Origin of the sequence: Pseudonocardia hydrocarbonoxydans (assembly GCF_006539565.1) — a bacterium.
GTDB classification, from domain to species: domain Bacteria; phylum Actinomycetota; class Actinomycetes; order Mycobacteriales; family Pseudonocardiaceae; genus Pseudonocardia; species Pseudonocardia hydrocarbonoxydans.
In genome coordinates, this window is the sequence record NZ_BJNG01000017.1 from 77,689 (window position 1) to 103,519 (window position 25,831).

Consider the following 25,831-nt stretch of genomic DNA (forward strand, 5'->3'; position numbering starts at 1 on the left):
AGGTGAGGGACATGCATCCATCGGGCACACGTCCACCGGCCGGCGCGCGGGTGACGGGGGCGCGCGACGTGCGCGCGGCCGGGCCCGTCGTCGTCGGGGTGGACGACACCGACCACGCGCGCGCGGCGGTCGCCTGGGCCGCGTCCGAGGCGGTGCGGCTCGGTGCGCCGCTGCGCCTGGTGGCGGCGACCGGCCTGGTCGGCGATCACCTGCCCGGACGCGCCGGGCGGGACCGCCGGCTGCACGAGGTGCTGGACGCGGCCCGTGGGTGCGCGGTGGCCGCGGGTGGGGGTGCGGTCGCCACCGAGCTGCGCACCGGCTACCCGGTGACCGTGCTCGCCGACGAGTCCCGCGCCGCCCGCCTGCTCGTCGTCGGCGACCGCGGCACGAGCCGGATCGAGGGGGTGCTGGCCGGGTCCGTGGCGGTGCCCCTGCTGGGCCGGTCGCGGTGCCCGGTGGTCGTCGTGCGCGGGCACCCCCGGGACCCGGCCGGGCTGCCCGTGGTGGTCGGCGTGGACGGCACGCCGGGCGACGACGCCGTCCTCGACGTCGCGCTGGAGCTGGCCGCCGCCCGCGGCGCGGAACTGGTCGTGCTGCACGGCAGCGGGCAGCCGCCCGACGGCCCGGCGACCGACCTGCTCGTCGGCCCGGCGGTCGCCCGCGAGGTGCTGGCCGATCTCGAGCTGCGGTCACTGACCGAGCACGCGGTCGCGCGTGGCGCCGGGTGCGGCGTCGACGTCCGGGTGGTGGGCGGGTCCGGTCGCGCGGTCGACCTCCTGCTCGCCGGGGCGCCGCGGGCCCAGCTGGTCGTCGTGGGGTCCCGCGGCCGGGGCGACCTCGCCGGCCTGCTGTTCGGATCGGTGAGCACGGCACTGGTGCACCGGGCCGACTGCCCGGTCGTGGTCGTGGGCCCGCTCGCCCGGCCGGTGCCGCAGGCAGGCTGACGGGGGCGTCAGCCCACCCGGACGCCGGTGATCGCGAACCGCTCGACGTCGGCCACGTGCCCGCCGGTGGACACGACGACGGTCAGGACGCCCGCCGGGGGATCGGTGAGCGGCACCCCGACCGACCAGCGGGTGGCCTCGCCGCCCGCGGGGGAGCAGCAGTGCTCCCCGACCGGGCCGTCCGGACCGAGGACGCGCACGCGCAGGCTCTCGTCGACGCCGGTGATCGTCCCGCCGACGGTGAGCGGCGAACGCACGGCGGCGCCGTAGCGGGGGGTGTCCAGGACGAGGTCGGTGTCGCGGGTGCCGACGACCTCCCACGGCGCGTCGTCCCCGGTGCCCAGGCGGGCCAGGTGCACCTGCGCGGCGGTCGAGTCGCGGCCGTCGGGCAGGGCGAGGCCGACGCCGACCCAGGCCTCGTCACCGGAGACGGTCACGCCCGTGACGCGGTCGATCCCGGAGAACCCGAGGTACCCGCCGGTGAAGGCCAGCGCGGTCGCGGCGGGGTCGAGGTGCCAGGGCTGGTGCCCGCCCGAGCGGGAGGACTCCTGCCACGCCCGCGCCTGTCCGGCGTCGGCGAACGGCCACAGCGGGAGGTGGTCGAAGGCGGCAGGCGGCGCCGGGGCGGCGGTGGGCGCGGGCTCGACCGGCGCAGTCGCGACGGGCGCGGACGGGGGCGCCGCCGGGACGGCGGGCGGGGGAGCGGTCGCGCCGCACGCGGCGAGGGTCACCGGGGCCGCGACCGCGAGCAGGGCCGCCGGCAGGGCCGTGCGGTACCGGGCGGGGGTCGGCATGGCGGGCTCCGCAGGTGTGGGGGTGGGACGGGGACGGACGGGCGGCGGGTGGACGGGCGACGGCCCGGTGCCCCGCGCGCGGCGGGACACCGGGCCGCGGGGACACCGGGCCGGGGATTCCGGGCCGGTCGGGTCAGGTGCTGATCGCGATCCTGGTCGGCTCGGACTTCTCGGGCTGCTCCGGCACGGGTACCCGGATCTCCAGGATGCCGTCGCGGTAGGTGGCCGCGATGTCGGCCTCCTGCACCCCCTCGGGCAGCGGGAGGGTGCGGGCGAGGCTGCCGTAGCGCATCTCGTGGCGGGTGTAGCCCTTGTCCTCGCTCTTCTCGTCGACCCGGCGCTCGGCCCTGATGCGCAGCACGCCGTCGGCGACGGTGAGCTCCACGTCCTTGGCGGGGTCGATCCCGGGCAGCTCCGCGCGGATCACCACGGTGGCGCCGTCGCGGAACTCGTCCACCCGGATCAGGTCCTCCCCGGGCCAGTCCCAGCCGAGCCCGAACGGCCGGCGCATGGGCAGCGACCGGAGCCACTCCTCGAAGATCCCGTCCATCGCCGGGAACCGGCGGCCAGGTCGGCGCCGCGCTCGCGGCGGCTCATCACACTGATCCGGAACTACCTCCTCGTTCCTGCCTCAGCGGACACCCCGAGCGTCCCCCGTGCCGCCGCGGCGCACCCGGGGCCGAAGGTCCTCCGCGGCACCGTCCTCGGTCTCCTCCCGCCCCGGCGCCCCGGTGGGGAGCGGCGTCGGGACGCCGGCGCGGGGACCGGTCAGCTCCCGGATCGACCGCCGGATCACCTCCACCAGCCGGCTGGTCGTGCACGGGTACCGCTCGGGCTGGCCGGTGACGTCGTGCACGGGGTGGCGGCACCACCCGTCGCCGTCGGCCTCGTGGCCGCGGTCGAGCGCGACGACGACCCGGGCCCGGTCGGGACGGGTGAGGAGGCCGTCCACGAACGAGGTGAACGCGGTGTGTGTCGTGGCGGTGCCGTGTGTCGTGGCGGGGCCGTCTGGGCGGGTCATGGGACTCCTCCTGCGGACCGGACCGGCGTGGAGCGCGGGACGCGCGGTCGTCACCGGTCGGGCCACCACGATGGCACCGGAACCGGGTCGGGGATCCGGGCACGAGGTCCCGGCGGACCGTCCGGAGGTCCCCCGTCCGGACGCCGACCGGTCCCGGCGCCGGGGCCGGGGACCCGCGACGGGCGGGACTTCGGACCGTGGTGGCGGGCCGGATCCGGGAGGCACGCTGGGCCCGCCGGCCGGATCGGCCGGCCGGATCGGACGAGGAGGACTCATGGACGACGCCACCGGCGCGGTCGTGGTCGGGGTGGACGGTTCACCCGGATCGACGGCCGCACTCGCGTACGCGCTGGAGGAGGCGGCCCGGCGCGGGGCGCGGCTGCGGGTCGTCGTGGCGGCCCAGGTGCCGGAGTACTGGGCGATGGCCTACGGGATGGTGGCGCCGCCGCCGATCTCCGAGGTCGTCGCCGGGGCGCAGGCGGCGGGTCAGCAGGAGGTGGACGGGGTCCTCGCCGCCCGGCCGGACCTGGCGTCGCGGGTGCCGGTGACGGTGGAGGCGCGGGCCGGGGCGGCGGCGCACGTGCTGCTCGACGCCGCCGAGGGGGCCGAGGTCCTCGTGATCGGCCACCGCGGGCGCGGTGCCGTGCGCAGCGCGCTGCTCGGATCGGTCGGGCTGCACTGCGTGCTGCACGCCTCCTGCCCGGTGACGATCGTCCGGGCGACCGACGTGACCGGCCATCCCGACCGGGCCGAGGAGGCGGCGGTCTCCGTGTGAGTCCCGCGCCGGCTCCGGCAGGCGCGCGGGACGGCGGGCGCACCCGTCCGGCCGGGCCCGTCGACGGTGCGCCGGGTAGCGGCCGCGACGTCCGTCCGATCGGTCGATGTCGGGATCGCCCCGGGAGGTGTTCACTGGCGGGCGTCGGGGTGGGTGTCGTGGCCCCCGCGGGGACGAGGCGCCTCGGAGGCCCGCCGGCGGCGCGCTCCGCACGTCCGTCCACCCTGGGGGAAGCCGTATGCCGTCCCACGAGTCCGTCCCGGAGGGCGGCCCCGGGCCGCCGTCCACCGCGCCGGGTGAGGCCCATCCGGCGGCCGGGGAGCCGGGCCTGGGGCTGCTGGACGTGCCGCGCCTGGAGCTGGACCAGCTGCTCGAGCAGCTGGTCGTCCGCGCCCGGGAGGTGATGGCCACGCAGGGGCGCCTGCGCGGCCTCCTGCGTGCCAACCAGATGATCACCCAGGACCTCGAGCTGGCGGTGGTGCTGCGCCGCATCGCCGAGGTGGCCCGCGACCTCGTCGGGGCGCGGTACGCGGCGTTGGGGGTGATCGCGGCCGCGGGCGGGCTGGCCGAGTTCGTCCACGTCGGGATGGAACCCGGCGACGTCGCGCGGATCGGGCACCTGCCGCAGGGCAAGGGTCTGCTGGGCGCGCTGATCGACGACCCGCAGGCCATCCGGCTGGACCGGATCGCGGACGACCCCCGCTCGGCCGGGTTCCCGGCCGGGCACCCGCCGATGCACTCGTTCCTGGGCGTGCCGATCCGCGTCCGGGGCGAGGCGTTCGGGAACCTGTATCTGGCCGAGAGCACCCGGGGCGGCTTCAGCGCCGACGACGAGCAGCTCACCACGGCGCTGGCCTCGACGGCCGGGATGGCGATCGACAACGCCCGGCTGTTCCAGGCCGCCCGTGAGCGGCAGGAGTGGCTGCGGGCCACGGCGGCGGTGACGCACCGGTTGCTGGCCGCCGACACCGACCTCGTGCAGCCGCTGCGGCTGATCGCGCGCAGCAGCCGGGACCTGGCAGGTGCCGACCTGGTGACCGTCGCGCTGCCGGACGGGGACGAGCTGCGGGTCGACGTCGCCGTCGGGGAGTCGGCGGAGACGCTGCTGGGCACGCGGGTGACGCTGGAGGGGTCACTGGCGGGGCGGGTGTTCACCACCGGCCGGCCGTTGCGGGTGGCCACCCCGCAGGAGCTGCCCGGCCTGGACGCGCTCACGGTGCGGCAGCAGGACATCGGTCCGGCCGTGGTGGTGCCGTTGCAGGGTTCCCGGCGCGCGCACGGCGTGCTGACGCTGGCGCGCACCTCGGGCCGCGTCGGCTTCACCGCCGAGGACCTGGACATGGCGGCGGGGTTCGCCAGCCAGGCCTCGGTCGCGGTGGAGCTCGCCGAGGCACGGGCGGAGCGCCAGCGGGCGGCGGTCTTCGACGACCGCGACCGCATCGCGGCGGACCTGCACGACCACGTGATCCAGCGGCTGTTCGCGACCGGGCTGTCGCTGCAGGGCGTCGCCGCGGTGACCGGCCCCGGTGCGCCGCGGGACCGGATCACCGGCGTGATCGCCGACCTCGACGCGACGATCCGGCAGATCCGCACCTCCGTCTTCCAGCTGCAGCGGACCCCCGACGGGGCGGCCGGGGTGCGCACGCGGATCCTGGAGGTGGCCGCCGAGGTGGCCCCGGCACTGGGCAGCGAACCCGTCCTGCGGTTCGGCGGGCTGCTGGAGGGCCTCCTGGCGCCCGGCCTCGTCGACGACCTGCTGGCGGTGCTGCGGGAGGCGCTGAGCAACGTCGCGCGCCACGCCCGGGCCCGGACCTGCGAGGTCGACGTCGTCGTCGAGGACGGGCGGCTGGTCCTGGAGGTCTCCGACGACGGGATCGGGCCGGCGTCCGGCGGGCGGCGCAGCGGGCTGGTGAACCTGCGCCGCCGCGCGGAACGGCACGGCGGCACGTTCACCGTCGAGCCCGGCCGGCCCGCCGGCACGCGGTTGCGCTGGACCGTCCCGCTCTGACCCGCCCCCCGCGGGTCGTTCGACCCTGATGCGGCCCGGCGGAGGGGCGCACGATGGTGGCTGCGGGCCCGGTCGGGTCCGGGGAGGAGCCGTCGTGCAGGCCCGTGACGTCATGACCAGCCCGGTGATCACCCTGCGCCCGGACACACCCGTCCGCGCGGCGGCGGCGCTGCTGATCTCCCACGGCTTCACGGCGTCCCCGGTGGTCGACGCGGACGGTCGGCTGCTGGGCATCGTGACCGAGGCGGACCTGATGCGCGGCCGGATCGTCCGCGAGGGCGGGGCGGTCACCGACGCGCCGGAGCCCGCGGTGGCGGCGGTCATGAGCGGCGACCCGGTGACGGCCGGTCCCGGCGACGACCTCGCCGACGTCGTGGCCACGATGCTCGAGCACGGGTTCCGGTCGCTGCCGGTCGTGCGGGGGACCGACCTCGTCGGCATCCTCAGCCGCCGCGACGTCCTGCGGTGCGTCGCCCGCGGGGAGCTGACCTCCGCCGACGTCGCCGCCCGGCGCCGGGTCGGTCCCGACCGCTGAGGTGTCTCCTCAGCCGCCCCCGGCCAGCAGCGCGACCCATCCCTCGAGGTCGCCCAGCCGCCCGTAGTCGTCCTCCTCGATGCGCCGGCCGGAGCGTTCGCTCACCCGCCGGACCACGGCGAGGAAGTCCAGGGAGTCCAGGCCCAGGGTGTCGCGGAGGTCGTCGTGGGGGCCCAGCGCGTCGAGCTCGGGCCCGGGCGCGACGGCGCGGAGGGCGTCGAGGACGATCGCGCGGGCGTCGTCGTCGGTCAGGGTGGTCATGGCGTCTCCTCCGTGCGGTGCAGCCGGTGGTCGATCTCGTGCAGCAGGCGCGCGCCGGTGACGCCGTCGGTGGCGCGGTGGTCGGCCGACAGCGTCGTGGTGACGACCGGGCGCACGGCGACGGTGTCGCCCTCGGCCCAGGGGCGCGGGCGCACCGTGCCGAAGCCGACCACCGCCACCTGCGGGGGGAAGATCACCCCGGTCACCGCGTCGACGCCGAGCTCGCCCAGGTCGGTGACGGTGAGCGTGGCCCCGCTCGCCTCGGAGGACCGCAGACGCCCGGACCGGGCCCGTTCGGCCGCCCCGCGCAGGGCGGCCATGAGCGCGTCGAGGTCGAGGCGGTCCGCGTGGTGCAGCACGGGCACGGTCAGCCCGCCACCGCGCAGCGACACCGCCACGCCCAGGTGCACGCCCTCGCCCGGGACGAAGCGGCCGTCCACCCAGTGTCCGTTGAGCTCGGGCACCGCGCGGGCCGCGCCCGCGACGGCGTGCAGCAGCAGCGCCGCGGGCAGCACCCGGTCGGCGACCGGGACCTCCCGGTTGTGCCGGCGCAGCCGCTGCAGCGCGTCGCCCAGCTCGATCTCGGTGCTCAGGTAGTAGTGCGGGATGTCGCGCTTGGAGCGGGTCATCAGGGCGGCGGTGGCCGAGCGGGGCCGCGGCGGCGGGGCCTGGGCCGGCGGGGCCTGGGCCGGCGGGGCCTGCGACGCCGGGGCGGCGGGCAGGTCGCGGGCCCGCAGCGGGTGCGGCCGCCCGGCGGCCAGCGCGGCCGGGTCGAGCCCGCGCTCGGCCGCCAGGCGGCGGGCGTAGGGGGAGATGCGGGGGCGGCGCACGGCCCGGTCGACGTCGGCGCCGGTGACCTCGCCGTGCGGGCCGGTGCCCGGCAGCGAGGCCAGGTCCAGCCCCGCCGCGGCGGCCCGCCTGCGGGCGAGCGGGGACCGGGCGGCGGGGTGCGGGACGGGCGCGGGCCGCGAGGGCGGGGGCGGGGCCGGCGCGGGTGTCGGGACCGGCGCGGGTGCGGGGACCGGTGCGGGTGCGGCGGCGGGCTGCCCGGTCGCCGCCCCGTCCGTCGCCGCCCTGTCCGTCACCGCCCCGTCCGGTGCGGTCGCGATCACGGCCAGCGGCGCGCCCACCGGCACCGCCGTCCCGGCGTCGACGAGCAGCCGCTCCACGGTGCCGGACTCGAAGCACTCGACGTCGATCAGCGACTTCTCGGTGTCCACGGTCGCGACGACGTCACCGCGGTGCACCTCGTCGCCGGGGCCGACCAGCCACTCGACCACCGTGCCCTGCTCCATGTCGGCGCCCAGGGACGGCATCCGGAACTCGCCCACCTCAGCCCACCGCCCGCCGGGCGGCCGCCACCACGTCCGCGACGCCGGGCAGCGCCGCCTCCTCCAGGTGGTGCGGGTAGGGCAGCGGCACCTCGACGCCGCAGACCCGCTCGACCGGCGCGTCGAGCTCGTAGAGGGCGTGCTCGGCGACGCGCGCGGCGATCTCGGCCGACGGGCTGCCGCTGCGCCAGGCGTTGTCGACGACGACCAGCCGGTGGGTGCGCGTGACCGAGGCCAGCACCGCCTGCTCGTCGAGCGGGCGCAGCACGCGCAGGTCGACGACCTCGGCGGACACCCCGTCGGCGGCGAGCTGCTCCGCGGCGGCCAGCGCCGGGGCGAGCGACCCGCCGTAGGCCACCAGGGTGACGTCGGTGCCGGGGCGGCGCACGGCGGCCCCGGTGATGTCGACCGGCCCGGCGTCGTCGGGCAGCTCGCCGGAGGCGCCGTAGAGCGCGATCTGCTCGAAGATCAGCACGGGGTCGGGATCGGCGAGTGCGGGGGCGAGCATGCCGCGGGCGTCGGCGAGGGTGGCGGGGGTGAGCACACGCAGGCCCGGGATGTGCGCGTAGAGGCCCTCCAGGGTGTGCGAGTGCTGCGCGGCGAGCTGGCGGCCGGGCCCGGTCGGGATCCGCACGACCAGGGGCACTGCCAACTGCCCGCCGGACATGTGCCGCAGCGTCGCGGCGTTGTTGAGGATCTGGTCCAGCGCGAGCAGGCTGAAGTTCACCGTCATGATCTCCACGACGGGCCGGGCGCCGCCGAGTGCCGCCCCGATCCCGGCGCCGACGAACGCCGACTCCGACAGCGGGGTGTCGCGCACCCGCCGCTCCCCGAACTCCTCCAGCAGGCCCTGGCTCACCGCGAAGCAGCCGCCGTAGCGCCCGACGTCCTCGCCCATGAGGAACACCCGCTCGTCGGCGGCCAGCGCCTCGCGCAGCCCGGCCCGGAAGGCCTCGCGGAACGTGGTGGCGGCCATCACCGCTCCGCCAGCACGTGCCGGGTGAGGTCGGCCACCGGCTCGTACGGCGCGGCCCGCGCCGCCTCCACCGCCCGGTCGATCTCGTCGGCGACGTCGGCCTCCGCCGCGGCGACGTCGTCCGGGTCCAGCTGCGCGACCAGGACGCCGAGCGGGTCGTGATCGCGCCAGCCCTCGATCTCCGCGCGCTCCCGGTAGCGGTCGGCGTCGTACATCGAGTGCGCCCGGAAGCGGTAGGTGCGCAGCTCCAGGAAGCAGGGCCCGCCCCCGGCGCGGGCGGTGTCGACGGCCAGCCGCGCGGCGTCGCGCACCGCGCGGGCGTCCATCCCGTCGACCGACCAGGAGCGCACCCCGTAGGACGCGGCCCGCAGCGCCAGGTCGGTCTGGGCGTGGCTGCGGGCCAGCGCCGTGCCCATGGCGTACCGGTTGTTCTCGCAGCAGAACACCATCGGCAGCCCCCACAGCGCGGCCAGGTTGAGCGACTCGTGGAGCTCGCCCTCGGCGAACGCGCCGTCGCCGAACAGGCACGCGGTGACCTGCGGGCGGGCGGCGTAGGAGTCGGCCAGCGCCAGCCCGACGGCGAGCGGGATGCCCCCGGCGACGATCGCGTTGCCGCCGTAGAAGCGGCGGGCGGCGTCGAACAGGTGCATCGAGCCGCCGCGCCCGCCGCTGCAGCCGGTGGCGCGGCCGAACATCTCGGCGAGCAGCGCCGCCATCGGGATGCCGCGGGCCAGCGCGTGCCCGTGCTCGCGGTAGGTGGACACGACCGCGTCGTCCGGGGTGAGCGCGGCCGTCACCCCGACCGCGACCGCCTCCTCCCCGATGCACAGGTGCATGAAGCCGCGGATGTCGCCCGCGCTGTAGAGCTCCACGCAGCGCTCCTCGAAGCGGCGGATCCGGGTCATCGCGACGTGCAGCTCCAGCGCGTCCTTCCCGTCGGGCCCGGCGGTCACCGCGCCGTCTCCAGGGTCGAGAGGTCGCCGTCGGGCAGGCCCAGCTCGCGCGCCCTGAGCAGCCGGCGCATGACCTTGCCGCTGCGCGTGTGCGGGAGCGCGTCGGCGAACACGATCTCCTTGGGCGCCACCACCCCCAGCGCCCGGCGGGCGTGCGCCAGCAGCTCGGCGCGCAGCTCCTCGGTCGGCTCCGTCCCGGCGCGCAGCGTCACGAACGCCTTCACCAGCTCGCCGGCGACGGGATCGGGCGTGCCGATCACCCCGGCCTCCACCACGGCGGGATGCGCGGTCAGCACGCTCTCCACCTCGAACGGCCCGATCAGGTGGCCCGCCGACTTGATGACGTCGTCGGCGCGGGCGACGAACCGGTAGTGCCCCTGCAGGTCGCGGCGGGCGATGTCGCCGGTGAGGTACCAGCCGTCGGCGAAGCAGGCCGCGTAGCGCTCGGGAGCGCCCAGGTAGGCGCGGAACATCGAGGGCCACCCGGTGCGCAGGGCCAGCTCGCCCTCGGCGACGCCGTGCAGCACGTGCACGCCGCCGTGCGCCCCGACCGCGGCCCGGCCGTCGGGCCCGCGGGCCAGCAGCCCCGCCTGCACCCCCGGCAGCGGGCGGCCCATCGAGCCGGGCACGACGTCGTCGCCGGGCCGGTGGGCGATCATGATCGCGCCGGTCTCGGTCTGCCACCAGGTGTCGTGCGCGGCCCGCCCGAGCACCCGTGCCGTCCAGCGCACCGCGTCGGGGTCCAGCGGCTCGCCCACGCTGGCCACCAGGCGCAGGCGCGGCAGCGCGGGGACGCCGTCCTCGCCCCGGCGCATGAGCATCCGGATCGCCGTCGGGGCGGTGTACCAGACCGTGACGCCCTCCCGCTCCAGCGTGCGGTACCAGCGCAGGGCGTCGAACTCGCCCTGGTCCGACAGCAGCGTGGCCCCGACGACCAGCGGCGCGACGATCCCGTAGGAGGTGCCGGTCACCCACCCGGGGTCGGCGGTGCACCAGAACAGGTCATCGGGCCGCAGGTCGAGCGCGGCGCGGGCGGTCGCCAGGTGGGCCACCACGGCCTCGTGCACGTGCAGCGCGCCCTTCGGCGTGCCGGTGGTGCCGCTGGTGAAGTGCAGCAGCGCCGGGTCCTGCGGGTCGGTGGGCCCGATCGTGAACGTCGGCTCCTCCGCGTCGAGCAGCGCGTCCAGGTCGAGCGTGCCGGGCTCCCCGCCACCGGACCCGTCGCCCCCGGTGAGCAGGACGTGGCGCAGGTCGGGCAGCCCGGCCCGGATCGGGGCGATCGTGCGCCGGTAGAGCTGCGGGGTCGTGACCAGCACCGCCGCCCCGCCCAGGCGCATCCTCTCGCGCACCGGTGCGGGGCCGAACGCGGAGAACAGCGGGGAGACCACGCAGCGCGCCTTCAGCGCGCCCAGCACCGTCACGTGGAGCGCGGGGACCCGGCCCAGCAGCGTGAAGACCCGCTCGCCCGGCCCCACGCCGAGCCGGGCGAGCAGGTGGGCGAACCGGGCCGTCCGCCCGGCGAGGTCGCGGTAGGTGAGGTCGTGCACGGTGTCGGAACGGTCGAGCCAGCGCACCGCGACGCGCCCGGCCCGGGCGGGGTCGGCGGCGTGCCGGTCGACCGCCTCGTGGGCGATGTTGAGCCCGGCCCCGCCGGGCAGCCCGTCCAGGTCCGCCCGGGCGGCCTCCCAGGCGGAACCCGGGTCGGCGCGACCCCGCAGGGGGGCCGGGCGGCGCGCGGCGCCGGGGCCGCGGAGGAGGTCCGGCTGCATCCGCCCAGCGTGCGGGCGGGGCCCCGGGACGTCCACGGGGCGATGGGTGGGCGACGACGGGTCTTCCGGCCCGGTCCGCCGCGGCGCCCCGGCCCGGCGTCACGCGGGCCGGACGACCTCACCCGGGGGGCGTCGCGGTGTCGGGGGCAGCGGGTCGTCGGGTGCCCACCCGAGACGCAGCACGAGCTGGGGGTGCAGCGCACCGGCCAGGACCTCCTCGCGCAGCACGGCCCGGGTCGCGGGCACCTCCAGCGGCTCGCTGAGCGGGCACGAGGCCATCCCCAGACGCGTCGCGAGCAGCGCCACGGCGCTGAGCGCCTCGCCGGCGTCCAGCCAGGACCGTGGGCCGTCCGACGCCGTGCCGAGCACCGCGAACAGGGCCCCGTCGGGCTCGCCGGACCAGGGCTGCTCGATGGTCCCCTCGGCGAGCCGGCGTGCCCCGGTCGTCGCCGCCGGGTCGTGCAGGAGGCTCGCGGCCGGGATGCCCTCGGCGCCGTCGGACCATCCGGTCCACAGCGCGGTCTCGATCCCCTTGCCGAGGGGGTGGTCCGGCCGCCGCGCGACGGCGGTGAGCGCGCCGAGCAGCACCGCCCGGGAGTGGGGTTCGGTCACCGGGTGCAGCGTCGCCCCCGCGGCGGCGGCCGCGTCGCGCAGGCGGCGCAGCAGGACGTCGGGGACGGGGCGGTCGCGGTAGCGGCGGCGGTCGGTGGTGCGGTGCGCGATGGCCGCGGCGGTCTCGGCGGCGTCCTCGCCCGGCACCGCCGCGCGGGTCTCGAGCACGGCGAGGTGGTCGGGGTCGGCCGGGTCCGGGAGGCGGGTCACGGCCGTACCGAACCCGGCGGCGGCGAGGGCGACCCGGGCGTGGTGCAGCGCGGCCCCGCAGCTCACGTGCAGGTCGCGGCCGTCGGGGTCGGTGGCGCCGAGCCGGCGGCGGCGGTCGGCGTACAGGTCGACGCGATGCGGCCCCAGCCACCACGACCAGGGCTGGGTGTTGTGCACCGACGGGGCCCGGCAGGCCGCCTCCACGGCGGCCCGGACAGCCGGGTGGACGGCGTCCTCGGCCTTCGGGCCCTCGGCGTTCGGGTCCTCGGCGTTCGGGTCCTCGGTCATCGGCGTCCTCCCGGGTACTCGGGTCGCGGCTGCTCGTCGGTTTCGGGGCGGGGTCCGGTTCCGGATCGGGGTTCAGGCGCGGGGGACGAGCAGTACCGGGCACGGCGCGTGCCGGACGGCGCTGCGGGACACCAGCCCGAGCCCGGCGCCCGCCCGGCGCCCGCCCAGCACCACGATGTCGGCGTCCAGGCCCTCGCCGAGCAGCTCGTGGGCCCAGCGCCGGGTCAGCGACGTGGACACCGCCAGCTCCGGGGCGAGCTCGGCCACCCGGGCGGCCGCGGCCTCCAGCGTCCGCCGTCCGCGGTCGAGGGCCGCGTCCATACCCACGCTGTGCTCCCCGAACGACAGCGGCACGGCGTGGGCGATCACGAGCTCGGCGCCCAGCTCGGCGGCCACGTCCGCCGCCTCCGCGAGCACCGGGAGCTCCGCGGGGAGGTCCCGGACCGCGGCGACCACCCGCAGCGGCCCGGCGCGGTCCGCGTCCGGCCGGGCGACCAGCACGACCGGGTCGTCGGGCCGCGGCACCGGGTCCGGAACCGGCCCGGTGAGCACGACCGGGCGGCCCGCCCGCCTCCGGTTGCGGGCGACGCGCCGTGCGAGCCGGGCGTCGGGGCGCGTCGGGGCCGGGTCCGGTGCCATGACCGCCTCCTCGCGCCGCGTGCCCCCCGTGCCGCCGGACCCGATCCTGCCCGCGGCACCGGTGGCCGAGCAGGGCCGAAGGTCCCCGCGTCCGCGGCCGGCCTCCCGGTCCGAGGCCCCTGCCGTCCGGGGCGTTCGTCGCTGCCGCGGGCCGGGTCCGCGCGGTCATCCTCGGTGGGCACGGGAAGGGACGATCATGGGCACACGGCACACCGGTGACACCGCCGTCGCCGCGGGACCGTCGTGACGGCGGGGCGCGGGCGCCCCGCCGGGCGCCGGCCGGGCCGGCGGTTCACCGACCTCGTCGAGGACCTCGCGGCCTGGGTGCTGACCGCGGCGGGGGCGTTCCTGGTGGTGGCGGCGGTCGCGGGCGGGACGGCGGCGCACGGGGAGACGGTGCAGCGCGCCCGCGCCGAGCACGCGACGCGCACGGCGACCGAGGCGGTCCTGCTGGCCGACGCCCCCGTCCTCGCCGGTGTCCGGGACTCCGCGCCGGCGGTGGCCCGGGTCGAGGTCGCCTGGTCCGCCGCCGACGGCACCTCGCGCACCGGGCTCGTGCAGGTCCCGGCGGGCACCCCCGCGGGCCGCACGGTGACCGTCTGGCTCGACCGCGACGGCGACCTCACGACCCCGCCACTCGACGAGGCGGGCGCGGTCATGGTCGGTGGGGTCGTCGCGACCGGTGTGCTGATGCTGGGCGGGGCGGTGATCGGCTCGTGCTGGGGCGGCGTCCGGTTCCTGACCGGCCGGGCCAACGCCCGGCGCTGGGAGCGGGAGTGGGCGCGGGTCGAACCGGAGTGGAGCCGCAACCTGCGGTGACCCGCCCCGGCGCGGCGGCAGGGTCGGGGGACCCGGGCCGGTGGGTCCGGACGGTCCGGCCGTCGGTCCCGGGGGGCACTGGCGGCGGGGCCACCGCCCGGGCCAGGGTCGGGGCATGCGCGCGTGGGAGGTCCGGCGGCCCGGCCCGATCGGCACCGGGCCGCTGCGGTCCGTCGAGCGGCCCGTGCCGCGGCCGGGGCCCGGCGAGGTCCGGGTGCGGGTGCTGGCCTGCGGGGTGTGCCGCACCGACCTGCACCTCGCCGAGGGCGACCTCGCACCGCGCCGGCCCGGCACGGTGCCGGGCCACGAGGTCGTCGGCGTGGTGGAGGAGCGCGGCGCAGGCGCCCTGCGCTTCGCCGTCGGCGACCGGATCGGGATCGCCTGGCTGCGCGGCACCTGCGGACGGTGCCGCTGGTGCCGGTCGGGCCGGGAGAACCTCTGTCCCGGCGCGGTGTTCACCGGCTGGGACGCCGACGGCGGCTACGCCGAGCACGCCATCGTCCCCGACACCTACGCCTACCGGCTCCCGCCCGGGCTCGGCGACGCCGAGGTGGCGCCGCTGCTGTGCGCCGGGATCGTCGGGTACCGGGCGTTGCGGCGGGCCGAGCTGCCACCGGGTGGCCGGCTGGGGATCTACGGTTTCGGCGCGTCCGCGCACGTCGTCGCACAGGTGGCGATCGCCCAGGGGGCGGTGGTGCACGTGCTGACCCGGTCGGAGCGGGCCCGGGCGCTGGCCCTGGAGCTGGGCGCGGCCTCGGCCGGGGCCGCCGACGCCGCGCCGCCCGAGCCGCTGGACTCCGCGGTGCTGTTCGCCCCCGCAGGGGAGCTGGTGCCGGTGGCGCTGCGGGCGCTGGACCGTGGTGGGACGCTCGCCGTCGCCGGGATCCACCTGTCCGACGTGCCGCGGCTGGTCTACGCCGACGAGCTGTTCCGGGAGAAGCAGCTGCGCAGCGTCACGGCCAACACCCGCGCCGACGGGGACGAGTTCCTGCGCCTGGCGGGGGCGCTGGGCGTCCGGCCGACCGTGTCGGTGCGGCCGCTCGCCGAGGCCGACCGCGTGCTGGCCGACCTGGCCGCCGACCGGATCACCGGCGCGGCCGTGCTCGTGCCCTGAGCCGCAGGGGGGCCTCCGCCCCCGGGCAAGGTGCCGGAGGACCCGCCACCGGGGGCGTTGCTGCCCTGCCGGGACCGGTCGTCGCCGGTCACGCTGGCCGGGCAGGCCACCGTGGAGAGGGGAGACCACCATGAGCCGACGTCGTGGGGAGCGTGTGCGATGAAGGGCGTCCTGGTGACGGCGGGTGCCGCGGTCGCGACCGCGGCGGTGCTGCGGGGGGCGCGCGACTGGGGGGCCACCGCGGCCGAGCGGTCGCTGCCGCTGCCGGGGGACGAGCTCGTGGCCGAGCCCGCCGACACCGTCACCCGCGCCGTCGGCATCGCCGCGCCGGCCGCCGAGGTGTGGCGGTGGCTCGTGCAGATCGGGCAGGGCCGCGGCGGCATGTACAGCTACGACCGCGTGGAGAACCTGCTCGGTCTCGACATCCACTCCACCGACGAGATCCGCGAGGAGTGGCAGCACCTCGACGTCGGCGACGAGGTGGTGCTCGTGCGGCCGGGCTGGGGTCCGCTGGAGCAGGGCTACGCCCTCCCGGTGGCCCGCGTCGTGCCGGGGGAGGCGGTCGTGCTGCTGCAGAGCCCCCCGCGGCACCCGTGGCGGGCGGTGTGGACGTTCGCGATCGTCCCCGTCGGCGACGACCACTGCCGGTTGCTGTCGCGCTCGCGGGCCGAGCGGCCGGCGTCGCGCGCGCAGCGCCTGGCGACCGCGGCGCTGGAGCCGGTGACGACCGTGATGACGCGGCGGATGCTGCTGGGCATCCGGGAGCGGGCCGAGAGGTCCGTCCGGTCCGGTGCCGGGGTGCCGGCGGTGGCGTCGTGACCGCGGCGGCCCGGACCCCGGTGCGGCTCGACGCGCGGCTCGACGACCACCTCAGCCGCTGGTTGTGGCTGGTCAAGTGGGTGCTGGTCATCCCGCACGTGCTGGTGCTGGCCCTGCTGTGGGTCGCGTTCGTGGTGCTGTCCGTCGTCGCCTGGTTCGCGATCCTGATCACCGGCCGCTACCCGGAGCCGATCTTCGCGTTCACCACCGGCGTGCTGGCCTGGTCCTGGCGCGTCGCCTACTACTCCTACGGCGGGCTGGGCACCGACCGCTACCCGCCGTTCGGTCTGGGGGAGCACCCGGAGTACCCGGCCACGCTGCACATCACCCCGCCCGCCCGGCTGTCGCGGGGGCTGGTGCTGGTGAAGTGGCTGCTCGCGCTGCCGCACTACCTGGTCATCGGCTTCTTCGCGGGCGGCAGCGTCTACATCGGTTCGCGGGCGGCCGGGAGCGCCGAGACGTGGCCGGCGAGCGCCGGCCTGATCGGGCTGTTCGTGCTGTTCGGTGCCGTTGCCCTGCTGTTCACCGGCAGCTACCCGCGCGGGCTGTTCGACCTCGTCCTGGGCATGCAGCGGTGGGTCCTGCGGGTCGTGGCCTACTGCGCGCTGATGACCGACGAGTACCCGCCGTTCCGGCTCGACATGGGCGGCGCCGACCCGGCGACGCTCGCGGTGGACCCGCGGGCGCCGGAGGCCCCCGGCCCCCGGCCCCCGCACGGCTGGACCGGGCTGCGGGTCACGGCGGTCGTCGTCGGGTCCCTGCTCGTCGCGACCGCACTGGGCACGGGCGCCGCCGCCACCGGCCTGCTGGTGGCCGACCGTGCGGGGCGCGACGCCGCGGGCTTCGTCGGCACCCCGGCCATCGAGGTGTCCACCGGTGGCCACGCGCTGGTGGCCGACCCGGTCGAGCTGTGGGTCGACGACGCCGGTGACCCCCTGCGGGTGTCGTCGGACCCGGCGGGCGTGCTGGGCACGGTGCGGCTCAGCGCGGAGTCGGCCGTGCCCGTCTTCGTGGGGGTGGGCCCGTCCGACGAGGTCGGCCGCTACCTGGCCGGGGTCGAGCACGAGACGTTCGGCGGTGACGGCCGCAACCCCGCCCGGACCGCGGGCGGGCCCCCGTCGACACCGCCCGCGGCGCAGCCGTTCTGGGTCGCCTCCGCGCAGGGCTCCGGGGCGCAGCAGCTGACGTGGACCCCCGTTCCCGGGCGCTGGGCCGTCGTCGTCATGGACGCGGACGGCGGGCGGCCGGTCGCCGCCCGGGTCGCCGCCGCGGTGACCGCTCCGGGGCTGCCGGCGCTGTGGAGCGCGCTGTACGTGGGCACGGCGCTGATGCTCGTCGCCGGTGTGGTGTGCGTGGGCCTCGCGGTACCGCGTGCACCGGCCGGGCCGGGCCCCGGCGTCACGGTCGGACCGGCGCCGCAGCGGTGACCCCGGGCCGGGACGCCCGGCGGGCCGGGCGGGGGCTTCCGGCCCTGCCCGGCCACGGTCGCACCGCGCGAGGATGAACGGGCCGAGGAGGGCACCGCAGGCGACGCGGCACCGGGACACCACCGGTGCGCGACGGCGCCGCGGCCCGGGGCGCCGCGTACCGCGGACGGACGCGCGCGCGGCGGATCCCCCGGCTCCCGGGGTCGCGGGCGTGCTGGGGAGCGGGGCCCGCGACCCCGCGGACCCCGTCGTGGCCGGCCCCGTCCCGGTGCACCGCCGGTGGACGCGGTGGGCGATCGGGTCGGCGGTGCTGCTGGTCGTCGTGGCCTACGGCGTCGCGCCGCTGGTGGGCGACGCCCCCGCGGTCGTGGAGGCCGCGCGCTCCATCGGCCCGTGGTGGTTCCTGCCGGGGCTCGTGCTGGAGGGGGCCTCGATCCTCGCCTACGGGTGCTACACGCGGTCCCTGCTCGACCCCGGCGCGCGCCCGCGCCTGTGGCGGCTGACCCTCGTCGACCTCACGACCTGGGGTGCGCAGCACGTCGTCCCCGGCGGCCCCGCCGGGACCGCGGCCCTGCGGTTCCGGCTGCTGCGGGCCGAGGGGGTCCCCGAGCCGGACGCCGTGCTGCTGGCGGGCGGGCAGGGGGTGGCCTCGGCGCTCGTCCTGCACGCGATGCTGTGGGTGGCGCTGGCCCTCACCGCGCTGCTGCCGGGCGCCGCCCGGCCGGCGGCGCTCGGGGCGCTGGCCGGGACGCTCGCGCTCCTCGACCTCGCCGTCGTCGCCGCCGTGGCGGCCCGGCCCGGCGGGCGGACCTCCCGCCGGTTGCGCCGGCTCGTCTCGCGCGTTCCGGGGGTCGACGGCGACCGGCTGGACCGGGACCTGCGGGCCATGGTCCGTCAGCTGCACCGCATCGTGCGCGACCCCCGGAGGGCGGCGGTGTCGGTCGGGTGGGCGGCGGCGAACTGGCTGCTCGACGCGCTGGCTCTGCTGGCGTTCGTCGTGCTGCTCGCCGGCCCGGTGGATCCGCTCGGGGTGTTCGTGGGCTTCGGCCTGGCCGCCGCGCTGGCGGTGCTGCCGCTCACCCCCGGCGGCGTGGGGATCGTCGAGGGGGTGCTGGTGCCGATGCTGGTGGTGGTCGGGGTGCCCGGCCCCGAGGCGCTCGTCGCGGTGCTGGGTTGGCGCGTCGTGGGGTTCTGGCTGCCGATCCCGGCGGCCGCGACCGCCTGGCTCTCGCTGCGGATCGGCCGCCGCCGCTGAGCGGCGGCGGAGGCCGTCAGGGCAGGAGCACCGCGCGCAGCGGGCGGCGCGGGGTGGCGGGGAGCGGGTCGGCGAGGGTGGCCGGCCAGCCCAGGCGCAGGACCAGCTGGGGCTGCTCGGGCACCCGCAGGACGCGCCCGGCCAGCGTGCGCCGGACCGCCGGTACCTCCGTCGCCTGGCTCAGCGGCGTCGTCGCGAGTCCGGCGAGGGTCGCCGCCAGCAGCACCGCGCTCGTGGCCTCGCCGGCCCGCAGCCGGTCGAGGACCCCGTCGCCGTCGGTGGCCACGACGAGGTAGGCCGCGGCGTCGTCGGGCCCGCCGTGCCCGGTCCGCTGGCGTCCCTGCGGCAGCCGTCCGCCGGGGAAGCGGCGCAGTGCCGGTGCCCCCTCGGTCTGCGCCCGCATCCGGGCGATCGCCGCGGCGGGAACCCCGTCCCGTGCGGCGGCCAGGCGGTGGGTCCACATCCGCAGCTCGGCCGGGTAGCCGGGGGCCGCGCGCTGCAACCGGCCGGCCCGCAGGAAGCTCTCGGCGAGCCGGGCCCTGGCGTCCGCACCCGTCACCGGCAGCAGGACCGCCCCCGCCCGCCGGGCCCGGTCCGCGAGCTCGGTCAGCAGCTCCTCGGGCACGGGCCGGTGGCTCATCCGCCTGCGCTCGGTCCGGCGCCGCCCGATGGCCGGGAAGAGCTCGGCGCCGGTGGCCGGACCCCGGCCCACCGACACCGTCGCGAGGTGGGTGCGGTCCTCGGGGTCCGGCAGCCGTTCGACGGCGGCGGCCACGCCGGACGCCGCCATCGCGACGGTCAGGTGGTGCAGCGCGGCGCCGCAGCTCAGGACGAGGTCGCGCCGGTCGGGGTCGGTCACCGGGAGGTGCCGGTCCGGGTCGCTGTGCAGCTCGACCCGGTCCTCCCCGATCCGCCACCGCCACGGTTGCGTGTTGTGCACCGACGGCGCCCGCAGGGCGTGTTCGACGGCGTCCGTCGGGAACGGTGGCACGGGACGGGGCCTCCTCGGTGCGGCGGGGCCCCAGCCTGGGCGGGGGCCGGCCGGGGGCGCCAGGTGCGTCCGGCCCTGGCCCCGGGGCCCTTCGGACCGGTCGGACCGGCTCCGTGGAGCCCTACGGTCCTGCGCGACGGGAGGGGAGCCGTGGACGCCTGGACGTGGGTGCTCGAGGGGTGGGACCCCGCCGACGAGGGACGCCGGGAGGCCCTGACCACGCTGGGCAACGGCCGGTTCGCCACCCGCGGGGCCGCACCGGAGTCCCGCGCCGACGGGGTGCACTACCCGGGCACCTACGCCGCGGGGGTGTTCGACCGCGCCCGCGACGAGATCGGCGGCGAGGTCGTCGAGTCCGAGAGCATGGTGAACCTGCCGCACTGGGCCGACCTCCGCGTCGCCGCCGACGACGGGCCGTGGATCGGCGCCGGCCCGGCCGAGGTGCGGGAGCACCGCGTGACGCTCGACCTGCGCCGGGGCCTGCTCGTCCGCCGGACCCGGTTCGTCGACGACGGGGGGCGGGTCACGACGGTGCACCAGCGGCGGTTCGTGCACCGGGTGCTCCCGCACGTCGCCGCGCTGCACACGGAGGTGACGGCGGAGAACTGGTCCGGACGGCTGCGGATCTCCTCCGGTGTCGACGGTGGGGTCACCAACGCGGGCGTGGCCCGCTACGCCGCGCTCGAGGGCCGCCACCTCGACGTCGTCGAGACCGGCGAACCGGACCCCTCGACCGTGCTGCTCGTCGCCCGGACCCGCCAGTCCCGGGTGCGCGTGGCGGTCGCGGCCCGCACCCGGCTGCACCCGGGGGTCGACGGCGGGGGGCGCACCCTGCACCGCGAGCCCGCCCGCGTCTCCCACCTGCTGGACCTCCCGGTGCAGGCGGGCGAGCCGGTCGCGGTGGAGAAGGTGGTCGCGCTGGTCACCTCCCGCGATCCCGCGGTGTCCGAGCCGGCCGTGGCGGCGGCGGCACTGGTCGCCGACGCCGCGGGGTTCGACGAGCTGCTGGCCGGGCACGAGCTGGCCTGGCGCCAGCTGTGGCGCCGCTACCGCCTCGACCTCTCCCGGCCCGCCGCGCCCGCCACGCTGCGCACCCTGCGGCTGTGCGTCTTCCACGTGCTGCAGGCGGTGTCGGAGCACAACCGGGACCTCGACGCGGGCGTGCCGGCCAGGGGCCTGCACGGCGAGGCCTACCGCGGCCACGTGTTCTGGGACGAGCTGTTCGTCTACCCGATGCTCACGCTGCGCGCGCCCGCGGTGACGCAGGCGCTGCTGGGCTACCGGGTGCGGCGCCTGGGTGCGGCCCGGCGCGCCGCCCGCGCCGCGGGCCTGCCCGGTGCGATGTACCCGTGGCAGTCGGGCAGCGACGGCCGGGAGGAGAGCCAGCGCCGCCACCTCAACCCGCGGTCGGGCCGCTGGATCCCCGACACCTCGCACCTGCAGCGCCACGTGGGGCTGGCCGTCGCCCACAGCATCTGGCAGTACTACCAGGGCACCGGCGACCGGGAGTTCCTCGCCGACCACGGCGCCGAGGTCGTGCTGGAGGTGGCCCGGTTCTTCGGCGCGCTGGCCCGCCACGACCCGGCGACCGACCGGTTCCACATCCGCGGCGTGATGGGCCCGGACGAGTACAGCACCCGCTACCCCGGATCCGACCGGCCCGGGATCGACGACAACGCCTACACCAACGTCATGACGGTGTGGCTGTTGCGCCGGGCCGAGGACGTGCTGGCCGCCCTCGAGCCGATCCGGCGCACCGAGCTCGTCGAGTCGCTCGACCTGGGCCCCGCCGAGCGGTCGCACTGGCAGGAGGTGGCCCGGCGGATGTTCGTCCCGATCGCCGCCGACGGGGTGATCGACCAGTACGCGGGCGCCCGCGAGCTGCCCGACCTCGACCTGGCCGCCTACCGGGCGCGCTACGGCGACCTGTCCCGGCTCGACCGCATCCTCGAGGCCGAGGGCCGGTCCGTCGACGACTACCGGGTCTCCAAGCAGGCCGACGTCCTGATGTTGTTCTACCTGCTCTCGGCCGACGAGCTGCGCGACCTCCTGGGCGGGCTGGGCTACGGCCTGCCGCCCGAGGCCATCCCGGCGACCATCGAGTACCACCTGTCCCGCACCGTGCACGGCTCGACGCTCAGCGCGCTGGTGCACGCCTGGGTGCTCGCCCGTGGCCACCGGGAGCACGCCGTGGAGTACTTCGAGCGCGCCCTCGCCAGCGACGTCGCCGACATCCAGCGCGGCACGACGGCGGAGGGGGTCCACCTCGGGGCGATGGCCGGGTGCGTCGACCTGCTCCAGCGGTGCTTCGCCGGCCTGGAGACCCGCCACGACGCGCTGTGGTTCGACCCGCACTGGCCGCGGCGCTTCGGCCGGCTGGTCTTCACCGTGCAGTACCGCCACCACCAGCTCACGGTCGAGGTCGGCGGCCGAAGCGTGCGGGTGGTGTCCGAGCCCGGGCCGGGGCCGCCGATCCGCGTCGGGAGCGGTGACCGCCTGGTCGACCTGCGGCCCGGCGGGTCCGTCGTCTTCCCGGCCCACCCCGTCACGGACGGCGGGGGACCGGACGGCGGGGGACCGGACGGCCGCCGCGGTGGCCGTCGGGCTGCACGGCGGCCGTAGGCGGCCCGCCGGTCGCACCTCCGATGCGGGCCGACCGGCCCCTGCCGGCCGGTGGCGCCCCGGCCGACCCTGGTGGCGGGCCGGGCGGGTGGAGGTGGCCGGGATGAGCACCGCGGGTGTGGCGGGACGGCGGCGGGCCGGGCGGGTGGCGGCGGCCGTCGTCGCCGGGCTGCTGGCGGTCGGCACCGCGGTGTTCACCGCCCCGGCGGCGGGCGCGGCCGACACAGCGCCCACCCGGGCCGCGGTGTTCACCCGGGGCGCGGACCCGGGGCCCCGCGTGGTGACCCTGACGATGGACGCGGACTGGTACACCCCCGGTGACGTGCCGCGGGTGCTGCAGATCCTGCGGGACAACGGGATCACCGCCGGGTTCGGCCTCACCGGCCGCTACGTCGAGCGCTACCCCGACCAGGTCCGGGCCATCGCCGCCGCGGGACACAAGCTGATCAACCACAGCTACGACCACCCGGCGTTCACCGGCCTGACCTCCACCGGGCGGGCCGACCAGCTCGACCGCGCCGAGGCGGCGTTCCGGCGGCTGGGGCTGGGCACCGACGGGTGGTTCCGGGCCCCGTACCGCGACGGCTACCTCGACGACGGGGTGCGGGCCGACCTCGCGTCGCGCGGGTACTGGATCAGCTACGACTGGACGTTCGACACGACCGGCTACCGCGGGGCGGGCACCGAGGTGATCCTGGACCGGGTGCGCCGCTACACGGTGCCGGGCGCGATCGTGCTCATGCACCTGAGCTCGGAGTCGACCGACACCGCGGCGCTGCCCGCCGTCATCGCGACGCTGCGCGGGATGGGCTACGGCTTCACCGACCCGTACCGCAGCGTCACCCGGGGGGCGATCGGCCTGCACTGGGCCGCGCTGGGCGGGCGGGGCTCGGTGCTGGGGGTGCCGCGCACCGAGGAGCGGGTCGCGACCACCGCGGGCACCGCCGTGCAGTGGTTCGCCGGTGGCCGCGTGTACTGGCGGGAGGGTACGGGCGCCCACGAGGTGCACGGGGCGATCGGGGCCCGGTTCGTGGAGCTGGGCTCGGTGACGTCGTACCTGGGGTTCCCGCTGACCGACGAGACGCCGACCCCGGGCCGGACGGGCGCGTACAACCACTTCGACGGCGGGTCGCTCTACTGGACGCCCGGCACCGGTGCCCGGTCGGTGTACGGCGCGATCCGGGCGAAGTGGGCGTCGCTGGGCTGGGAGCGGGGGTTCCTCGGGTTCCCGGTGAGCGACGAGGTCGGGGTCGTGGCGGGCCGGGCGTCGCAGTTCCAGGGCGGCAACGTCTACTGGTCGGCGACGACCGGGGCGCACGAGGTGCACGGCGCCATCCTCTCCCGGTACCTCGCCCTGGGCGGCACCGCGGGCCGGCTGGGCCTGCCGGTCTCCGACGAGTACCCGGTGCCCGGCGGGCGGCGCAGCGACTTCCGCGGCGGGTGGCTGCGCTGGGACGCCGCCACCGGTGTGGTCACGGCCGGGTACGCGTGAGCCGTTGGTCCCGGCGGGTCGTGACCTTCGCACCGGGCCACGGGCGCGTCCCGCCCCGGATCCTCGGCGCCGAGCCGGTCCACCCGACCCCGGAGGTGCCCGTGGCCGACGACGACCGATCGTGCGCGGAGCGGGAGCGGCCCGGTGTCGCGCTGCGGTCGCTGGCCCGCTGCGCGGGGGAGTCCGCCGTGCTGCTCGCCTCCGGACGGGTCCGCCTGCGCCCGGACCGTGTCGGGACGGTGCTGCGGCTGCCCGACGGCACCGCGTCGCGGGTGTACCGCGAGACGGTGCTCGACCGGGCGCCCGCGGCCGAACCCTGCGCGCTGGTCGTGCGGTTCCGGCTGCGGGCGGTGCGCGGCCGGGGACACGCGTGGTTCCGCCGCGAGAGCCTGCTCAACACGGTGCTGTTCGTCGGCTTCCCCGGCTTCGTGTCCAAGCTGTGGATGACCCACGACGACCACGGCGTCTACCGCGGGATCTACGACTGGGACGGAGCTCGCGCCGCGGAGCACTACGCCGGCAGCCTGTGGTGGGTGCTCGCCCTCGTCAGCGTGCCGGGCTCGGTCCGGCACCTCGTGCTGCCCGGCGTGCACCGCGACGAGCTGCTCGCGGACCCGGCCGCGGTGGCGCGCTGCGGGGAGGTGCGGCCGTGCGCGCCCGGGACGTGATGAGCACGCCGGTGCTCACCGCCCGGGGCGGGGCGATGAGCACCGACGTCGTCTCGGTGCCGGCGCACCTGGACGTCGCGGTCGTCGCGCACCGGATGCGGTCCCTCGGGGTGCGGGCGGTCCCGGTGGTCGACCACGGCCGGGTGGCGGGCATCATCACCCGCCGCGACCTGCTGGCGGCGCAGGGCTGACCGGTCCGCGCCGCCGGCCGTCCTCGACCCGCGGGCCGGGTGCTCCGGGACCCCGGTCCCGCCGGGACCGGGTCCACGGCCCCGCCGCGACCCGACGCCCGGCCGTGTCGCGGTCCCGGGCCCCCGGCACACGATGGGCTCCTCCGAAGGAGGCGCCCATGACGGCCCCGCACCCCGCCCGCCGGATCCTGACCGTGGTCGCGGCACTCGTCGCCGTCGTGGCCGTCGTCGTGGTCACCCTCCTGCTCGACGGGCGCTCCCGTCCCGGTGCGCCCGCCGGGCCGGGTGCGGGACCGGCGACCACGACGCCTGCCCCCGCCGGCACGACCACCGTGACCGTCTTCTTCCACCACGGCGAGCCCGACGACCCCCGGCGGGTCGTCGGCGTGACGCGGAGCGTGCCGGAGACCGGGGCCGTGGCGACGGCGGCGCTGTCCCAACTGCTCGCCGGGCCGACCGCGCCCGAGCGGGAGGCCGGGTACTTCTCGCCCTTCGACGCCGAGACCGCCGACGCCCTGATCTCCGTGCGGGTGGCCGACCGGGTCGCCAGGGCCGACTTCCACGACTTCCGCGCGGCCGTGCCGGAGGGCGGTGCGGCCTTCGGCGGGGCGGCGCTGCTGGCCGAGCTGGACGCGACGTTGACGCAGTTCCCCACGGTCACCTCGACCGTGTACTCCTTCGACGGCGACGTCGCGGCGTTCTACGAGTGGATGCAGCTGGTCCCACCGCCCGACGACGCCGCGGACGCGGTCCCCGTGGCGTCCCGGTTCCTCGCCGACGTCGCGGGCATGCAGCCGCTGGAGGGCACGTTCCGGTCCACCGGGGACGACCGGGGCGCGGTCGTGTTCCCGGGCCGGGGGCCGGACGGGCGGCCGCTCGCGGGTGTCGGCACGGTCGTCACCGTGCAGCGCGGCGAGCCCGGCTGGACCGCGACGGGCGCGCACACCGACACCATCGCCGTCGACGCGCCGTCCGCGGGGCAATTGCTGACCCCTCCGCTCGACGTCCGCGGCACGGCCGTCGCGTTCGAGGGCACCGTGACGGTCCGGATCGTGGCGGACGCGGATCCGGGCCCCGGCGAGCTGGGCCGGGGGGTCGTGACCGGCGGGGGCGACGGGATGCGCCCGTTCGCGGGGCGGATCGACTTCACCGCGCCCGGCGCGGCGACCGCGGGCTGGGTCGTGTTCGCCGAGGAGTCGGCGGCGGACGGGTCCGTGCTGCGCGCGACCGTCGTCCCCGTCGGGTTCGGCGCCGCGGCGCAGGCTCCCGGGGCGTGAGCCCGGGCCCCGTCCGGCCCCGGTTCCTCCGACGCCCCCC

General features: G+C 77.9%; 25 protein-coding genes. 14 read left to right on the forward strand and 11 right to left on the reverse strand.

Annotated elements, in window-relative coordinates; translation table 11 throughout:
• The first annotated feature begins 11 nt into the window (after positions 1-11).
• Entirely contained in the window at positions 12-944 is a 933-nt protein-coding gene (locus PHY01_RS11600) for a universal stress protein (protein WP_141278600.1), read from the forward strand.
• Between the two features lie 8 nt (positions 945-952).
• On the opposite strand, the gene PHY01_RS11605 is transcribed toward PHY01_RS11600, so the two are convergent.
• From PHY01_RS11605 to PHY01_RS11615, 3 genes are all read right to left on the reverse strand, one after another.
• On the reverse strand, positions 953-1,738 hold the full coding sequence (locus PHY01_RS11605) for a hypothetical protein (RefSeq protein ID WP_141278601.1): 786 nt from the start codon (positions 1,736-1,738) through the stop codon (positions 953-955).
• Positions 1,739-1,871: 133 nt separating this feature from the next.
• Positions 1,872-2,288, reverse strand: coding sequence for an Hsp20/alpha crystallin family protein (locus PHY01_RS11610; RefSeq protein WP_218030113.1), 417 nt, complete (start codon positions 2,286-2,288; stop codon positions 1,872-1,874).
• Between the two features lie 81 nt (positions 2,289-2,369).
• Positions 2,370-2,759 (reverse strand): hypothetical protein, encoded by a 390-nt coding sequence (locus PHY01_RS11615; RefSeq protein ID WP_141278602.1) that lies wholly within the window; start codon positions 2,757-2,759, stop codon positions 2,370-2,372.
• Between the two features lie 274 nt (positions 2,760-3,033).
• On the opposite strand from PHY01_RS11615, the gene PHY01_RS11620 reads away from it, so the two are divergent.
• From PHY01_RS11620 to PHY01_RS11630, 3 genes are all read left to right on the forward strand, one after another.
• Positions 3,034-3,534: a universal stress protein gene (locus tag PHY01_RS11620; protein ID WP_141278603.1), complete on the forward strand. Its 501-nt coding sequence runs from the start codon at positions 3,034-3,036 to the stop codon at positions 3,532-3,534.
• Positions 3,535-3,772: 238 nt separating this feature from the next.
• Complete coding sequence (locus tag PHY01_RS11625) at positions 3,773-5,542, forward strand: GAF domain-containing sensor histidine kinase (protein ID WP_141278604.1); 1,770 nt, start codon at positions 3,773-3,775, stop codon at positions 5,540-5,542.
• Positions 5,543-5,636: 94 nt separating this feature from the next.
• Entirely contained in the window at positions 5,637-6,077 is a 441-nt protein-coding gene (locus PHY01_RS11630; protein ID WP_170183769.1) for a CBS domain-containing protein, read from the forward strand.
• A 9-nt stretch (positions 6,078-6,086) separates the two neighbouring features.
• On the opposite strand, the gene PHY01_RS11635 is transcribed toward PHY01_RS11630, so the two are convergent.
• The 7 genes from PHY01_RS11635 to PHY01_RS11665 all read right to left on the reverse strand — a co-directional run bounded on the left by PHY01_RS11635 (position 6,087) and on the right by PHY01_RS11665 (position 13,116).
• Complete coding sequence (locus tag PHY01_RS11635; protein ID WP_141278606.1) at positions 6,087-6,338, reverse strand: acyl carrier protein; 252 nt, start codon at positions 6,336-6,338, stop codon at positions 6,087-6,089.
• A complete protein-coding gene (locus PHY01_RS11640; RefSeq protein WP_141278607.1) occupies positions 6,335-7,669 on the reverse strand; it encodes a dihydrolipoamide acetyltransferase family protein in 1,335 nt (444 codons plus the stop codon). The genes PHY01_RS11635 and PHY01_RS11640 overlap by 4 nt, the downstream gene beginning before the upstream one ends.
• A 1-nt stretch (position 7,670) precedes the next feature.
• Positions 7,671-8,645: an alpha-ketoacid dehydrogenase subunit beta gene (locus PHY01_RS11645; RefSeq protein WP_141278608.1), complete on the reverse strand. Its 975-nt coding sequence runs from the start codon at positions 8,643-8,645 to the stop codon at positions 7,671-7,673.
• Positions 8,645-9,598, reverse strand: a complete 954-nt coding sequence (gene pdhA, locus PHY01_RS11650) for a pyruvate dehydrogenase (acetyl-transferring) E1 component subunit alpha (RefSeq protein ID WP_246085847.1) — start codon at positions 9,596-9,598, stop codon at positions 8,645-8,647. The genes PHY01_RS11645 and pdhA overlap by 1 nt, the downstream gene beginning before the upstream one ends.
• Positions 9,595-11,367, reverse strand: coding sequence for an acetate--CoA ligase (acsA, locus tag PHY01_RS11655; RefSeq protein WP_141278609.1), 1,773 nt, complete (start codon positions 11,365-11,367; stop codon positions 9,595-9,597). The genes pdhA and acsA overlap by 4 nt, the downstream gene beginning before the upstream one ends.
• A 99-nt stretch (positions 11,368-11,466) precedes the next feature.
• Positions 11,467-12,477, reverse strand: coding sequence for an Acg family FMN-binding oxidoreductase (locus PHY01_RS11660; RefSeq protein WP_246085848.1), 1,011 nt, complete (start codon positions 12,475-12,477; stop codon positions 11,467-11,469).
• Positions 12,478-12,549: 72 nt separating this feature from the next.
• A complete protein-coding gene (locus PHY01_RS11665; protein ID WP_141278610.1) occupies positions 12,550-13,116 on the reverse strand; it encodes a universal stress protein in 567 nt (188 codons plus the stop codon).
• 243 nt (positions 13,117-13,359) lie between these two features.
• Between PHY01_RS11665 and PHY01_RS11670 the strand changes: the two genes are divergently transcribed.
• From PHY01_RS11670 to PHY01_RS11685, 5 genes are all read left to right on the forward strand, one after another.
• Positions 13,360-13,935: an Rv1733c family protein gene (locus tag PHY01_RS11670; protein WP_141278611.1), complete on the forward strand. Its 576-nt coding sequence runs from the start codon at positions 13,360-13,362 to the stop codon at positions 13,933-13,935.
• 115 nt (positions 13,936-14,050) lie between these two features.
• On the forward strand, positions 14,051-15,049 hold the full coding sequence (locus PHY01_RS11675; RefSeq protein ID WP_141278612.1) for a zinc-dependent alcohol dehydrogenase family protein: 999 nt from the start codon (positions 14,051-14,053) through the stop codon (positions 15,047-15,049).
• Between the two features lie 159 nt (positions 15,050-15,208).
• Positions 15,209-15,868, forward strand: coding sequence for an SRPBCC family protein (locus PHY01_RS27095; RefSeq protein ID WP_218030114.1), 660 nt, complete (start codon positions 15,209-15,211; stop codon positions 15,866-15,868).
• A complete protein-coding gene (locus PHY01_RS11680) occupies positions 15,865-17,295 on the forward strand; it encodes a DUF4389 domain-containing protein (RefSeq protein WP_218030115.1) in 1,431 nt (476 codons plus the stop codon). Before PHY01_RS27095 ends, PHY01_RS11680 begins: the two co-directional genes overlap by 4 nt.
• A 211-nt stretch (positions 17,296-17,506) precedes the next feature.
• Entirely contained in the window at positions 17,507-18,550 is a 1,044-nt protein-coding gene (locus PHY01_RS11685) for a lysylphosphatidylglycerol synthase transmembrane domain-containing protein (protein WP_141278613.1), read from the forward strand.
• A gap of 16 nt (positions 18,551-18,566) precedes the next feature.
• Here PHY01_RS11685 and PHY01_RS11690 read toward each other — a convergent pair whose 3' ends face one another.
• The gene (locus tag PHY01_RS11690) at positions 18,567-19,541 is read right to left on the reverse strand and encodes an Acg family FMN-binding oxidoreductase (RefSeq protein ID WP_141278614.1); all 975 of its coding nucleotides are present in this window, start codon (positions 19,539-19,541) and stop codon (positions 18,567-18,569) included.
• Between the two features lie 150 nt (positions 19,542-19,691).
• Here PHY01_RS11690 and PHY01_RS11695 point away from each other — a divergent pair, with 150 nt between their 5' ends.
• The 5 genes from PHY01_RS11695 (at position 19,692) to PHY01_RS11715 (ending at position 25,791) form a co-directional block, all read left to right on the forward strand.
• Complete coding sequence (locus tag PHY01_RS11695; RefSeq protein ID WP_218030116.1) at positions 19,692-22,163, forward strand: glycoside hydrolase family 65 protein; 2,472 nt, start codon at positions 19,692-19,694, stop codon at positions 22,161-22,163.
• A 103-nt stretch (positions 22,164-22,266) separates the two neighbouring features.
• A complete protein-coding gene (locus PHY01_RS11700; RefSeq protein ID WP_141278616.1) occupies positions 22,267-23,655 on the forward strand; it encodes a polysaccharide deacetylase family protein in 1,389 nt (462 codons plus the stop codon).
• Between the two features lie 20 nt (positions 23,656-23,675).
• The gene (locus tag PHY01_RS11705; protein WP_246085849.1) at positions 23,676-24,323 is read left to right on the forward strand and encodes a hypothetical protein; all 648 of its coding nucleotides are present in this window, start codon (positions 23,676-23,678) and stop codon (positions 24,321-24,323) included.
• Complete coding sequence (locus PHY01_RS11710) at positions 24,305-24,514, forward strand: CBS domain-containing protein (RefSeq protein WP_141278617.1); 210 nt, start codon at positions 24,305-24,307, stop codon at positions 24,512-24,514. The genes PHY01_RS11705 and PHY01_RS11710 overlap by 19 nt, the downstream gene beginning before the upstream one ends.
• A gap of 158 nt (positions 24,515-24,672) precedes the next feature.
• Positions 24,673-25,791 (forward strand): Gmad2 immunoglobulin-like domain-containing protein, encoded by a 1,119-nt coding sequence (locus PHY01_RS11715; protein ID WP_141278618.1) that lies wholly within the window; start codon positions 24,673-24,675, stop codon positions 25,789-25,791.
• The last annotated feature ends 40 nt before the right edge of the window (positions 25,792-25,831 follow it).

What these genes read in the sequence shown, in the direction of transcription:
- PHY01_RS27095 (WP_218030114.1), top strand. Translation starts at nt 15,209, where the DNA reads ATGAAGGGCGTCCTGGTGACGGCGGGTGCCGCGGTCGCGACCGCGGCG.
- PHY01_RS11675 (WP_141278612.1), top strand. Translation starts at nt 14,051, where the DNA reads ATGCGCGCGTGGGAGGTCCGGCGGCCCGGCCCGATCGGCACCGGGCCG.
- PHY01_RS11615 (WP_141278602.1), bottom strand. Translation starts at nt 2,759, where the DNA reads ATGACCCGCCCAGACGGCCCCGCCACGACACACGGCACCGCCACGACA.
- PHY01_RS11645 (WP_141278608.1), bottom strand. Translation starts at nt 8,645, where the DNA reads ATGGCCGCCACCACGTTCCGCGAGGCCTTCCGGGCCGGGCTGCGCGAG.
- PHY01_RS11665 (WP_141278610.1), bottom strand. Translation starts at nt 13,116, where the DNA reads ATGGCACCGGACCCGGCCCCGACGCGCCCCGACGCCCGGCTCGCACGG.
- acsA (WP_141278609.1), bottom strand. Translation starts at nt 11,367, where the DNA reads ATGCAGCCGGACCTCCTCCGCGGCCCCGGCGCCGCGCGCCGCCCGGCC.
- PHY01_RS11625 (WP_141278604.1), top strand. Translation starts at nt 3,773, where the DNA reads ATGCCGTCCCACGAGTCCGTCCCGGAGGGCGGCCCCGGGCCGCCGTCC.
- PHY01_RS11600 (WP_141278600.1), top strand. Translation starts at nt 12, where the DNA reads ATGCATCCATCGGGCACACGTCCACCGGCCGGCGCGCGGGTGACGGGG.
- PHY01_RS11610 (WP_218030113.1), bottom strand. Translation starts at nt 2,288, where the DNA reads ATGGACGGGATCTTCGAGGAGTGGCTCCGGTCGCTGCCCATGCGCCGG.
- PHY01_RS11715 (WP_141278618.1), top strand. Translation starts at nt 24,673, where the DNA reads ATGACGGCCCCGCACCCCGCCCGCCGGATCCTGACCGTGGTCGCGGCA.
- PHY01_RS11660 (WP_246085848.1), bottom strand. Translation starts at nt 12,477, where the DNA reads ATGACCGAGGACCCGAACGCCGAGGACCCGAACGCCGAGGGCCCGAAG.
- PHY01_RS11620 (WP_141278603.1), top strand. Translation starts at nt 3,034, where the DNA reads ATGGACGACGCCACCGGCGCGGTCGTGGTCGGGGTGGACGGTTCACCC.
- PHY01_RS11635 (WP_141278606.1), bottom strand. Translation starts at nt 6,338, where the DNA reads ATGACCACCCTGACCGACGACGACGCCCGCGCGATCGTCCTCGACGCC.
- PHY01_RS11700 (WP_141278616.1), top strand. Translation starts at nt 22,267, where the DNA reads ATGAGCACCGCGGGTGTGGCGGGACGGCGGCGGGCCGGGCGGGTGGCG.
- PHY01_RS11605 (WP_141278601.1), bottom strand. Translation starts at nt 1,738, where the DNA reads ATGCCGACCCCCGCCCGGTACCGCACGGCCCTGCCGGCGGCCCTGCTC.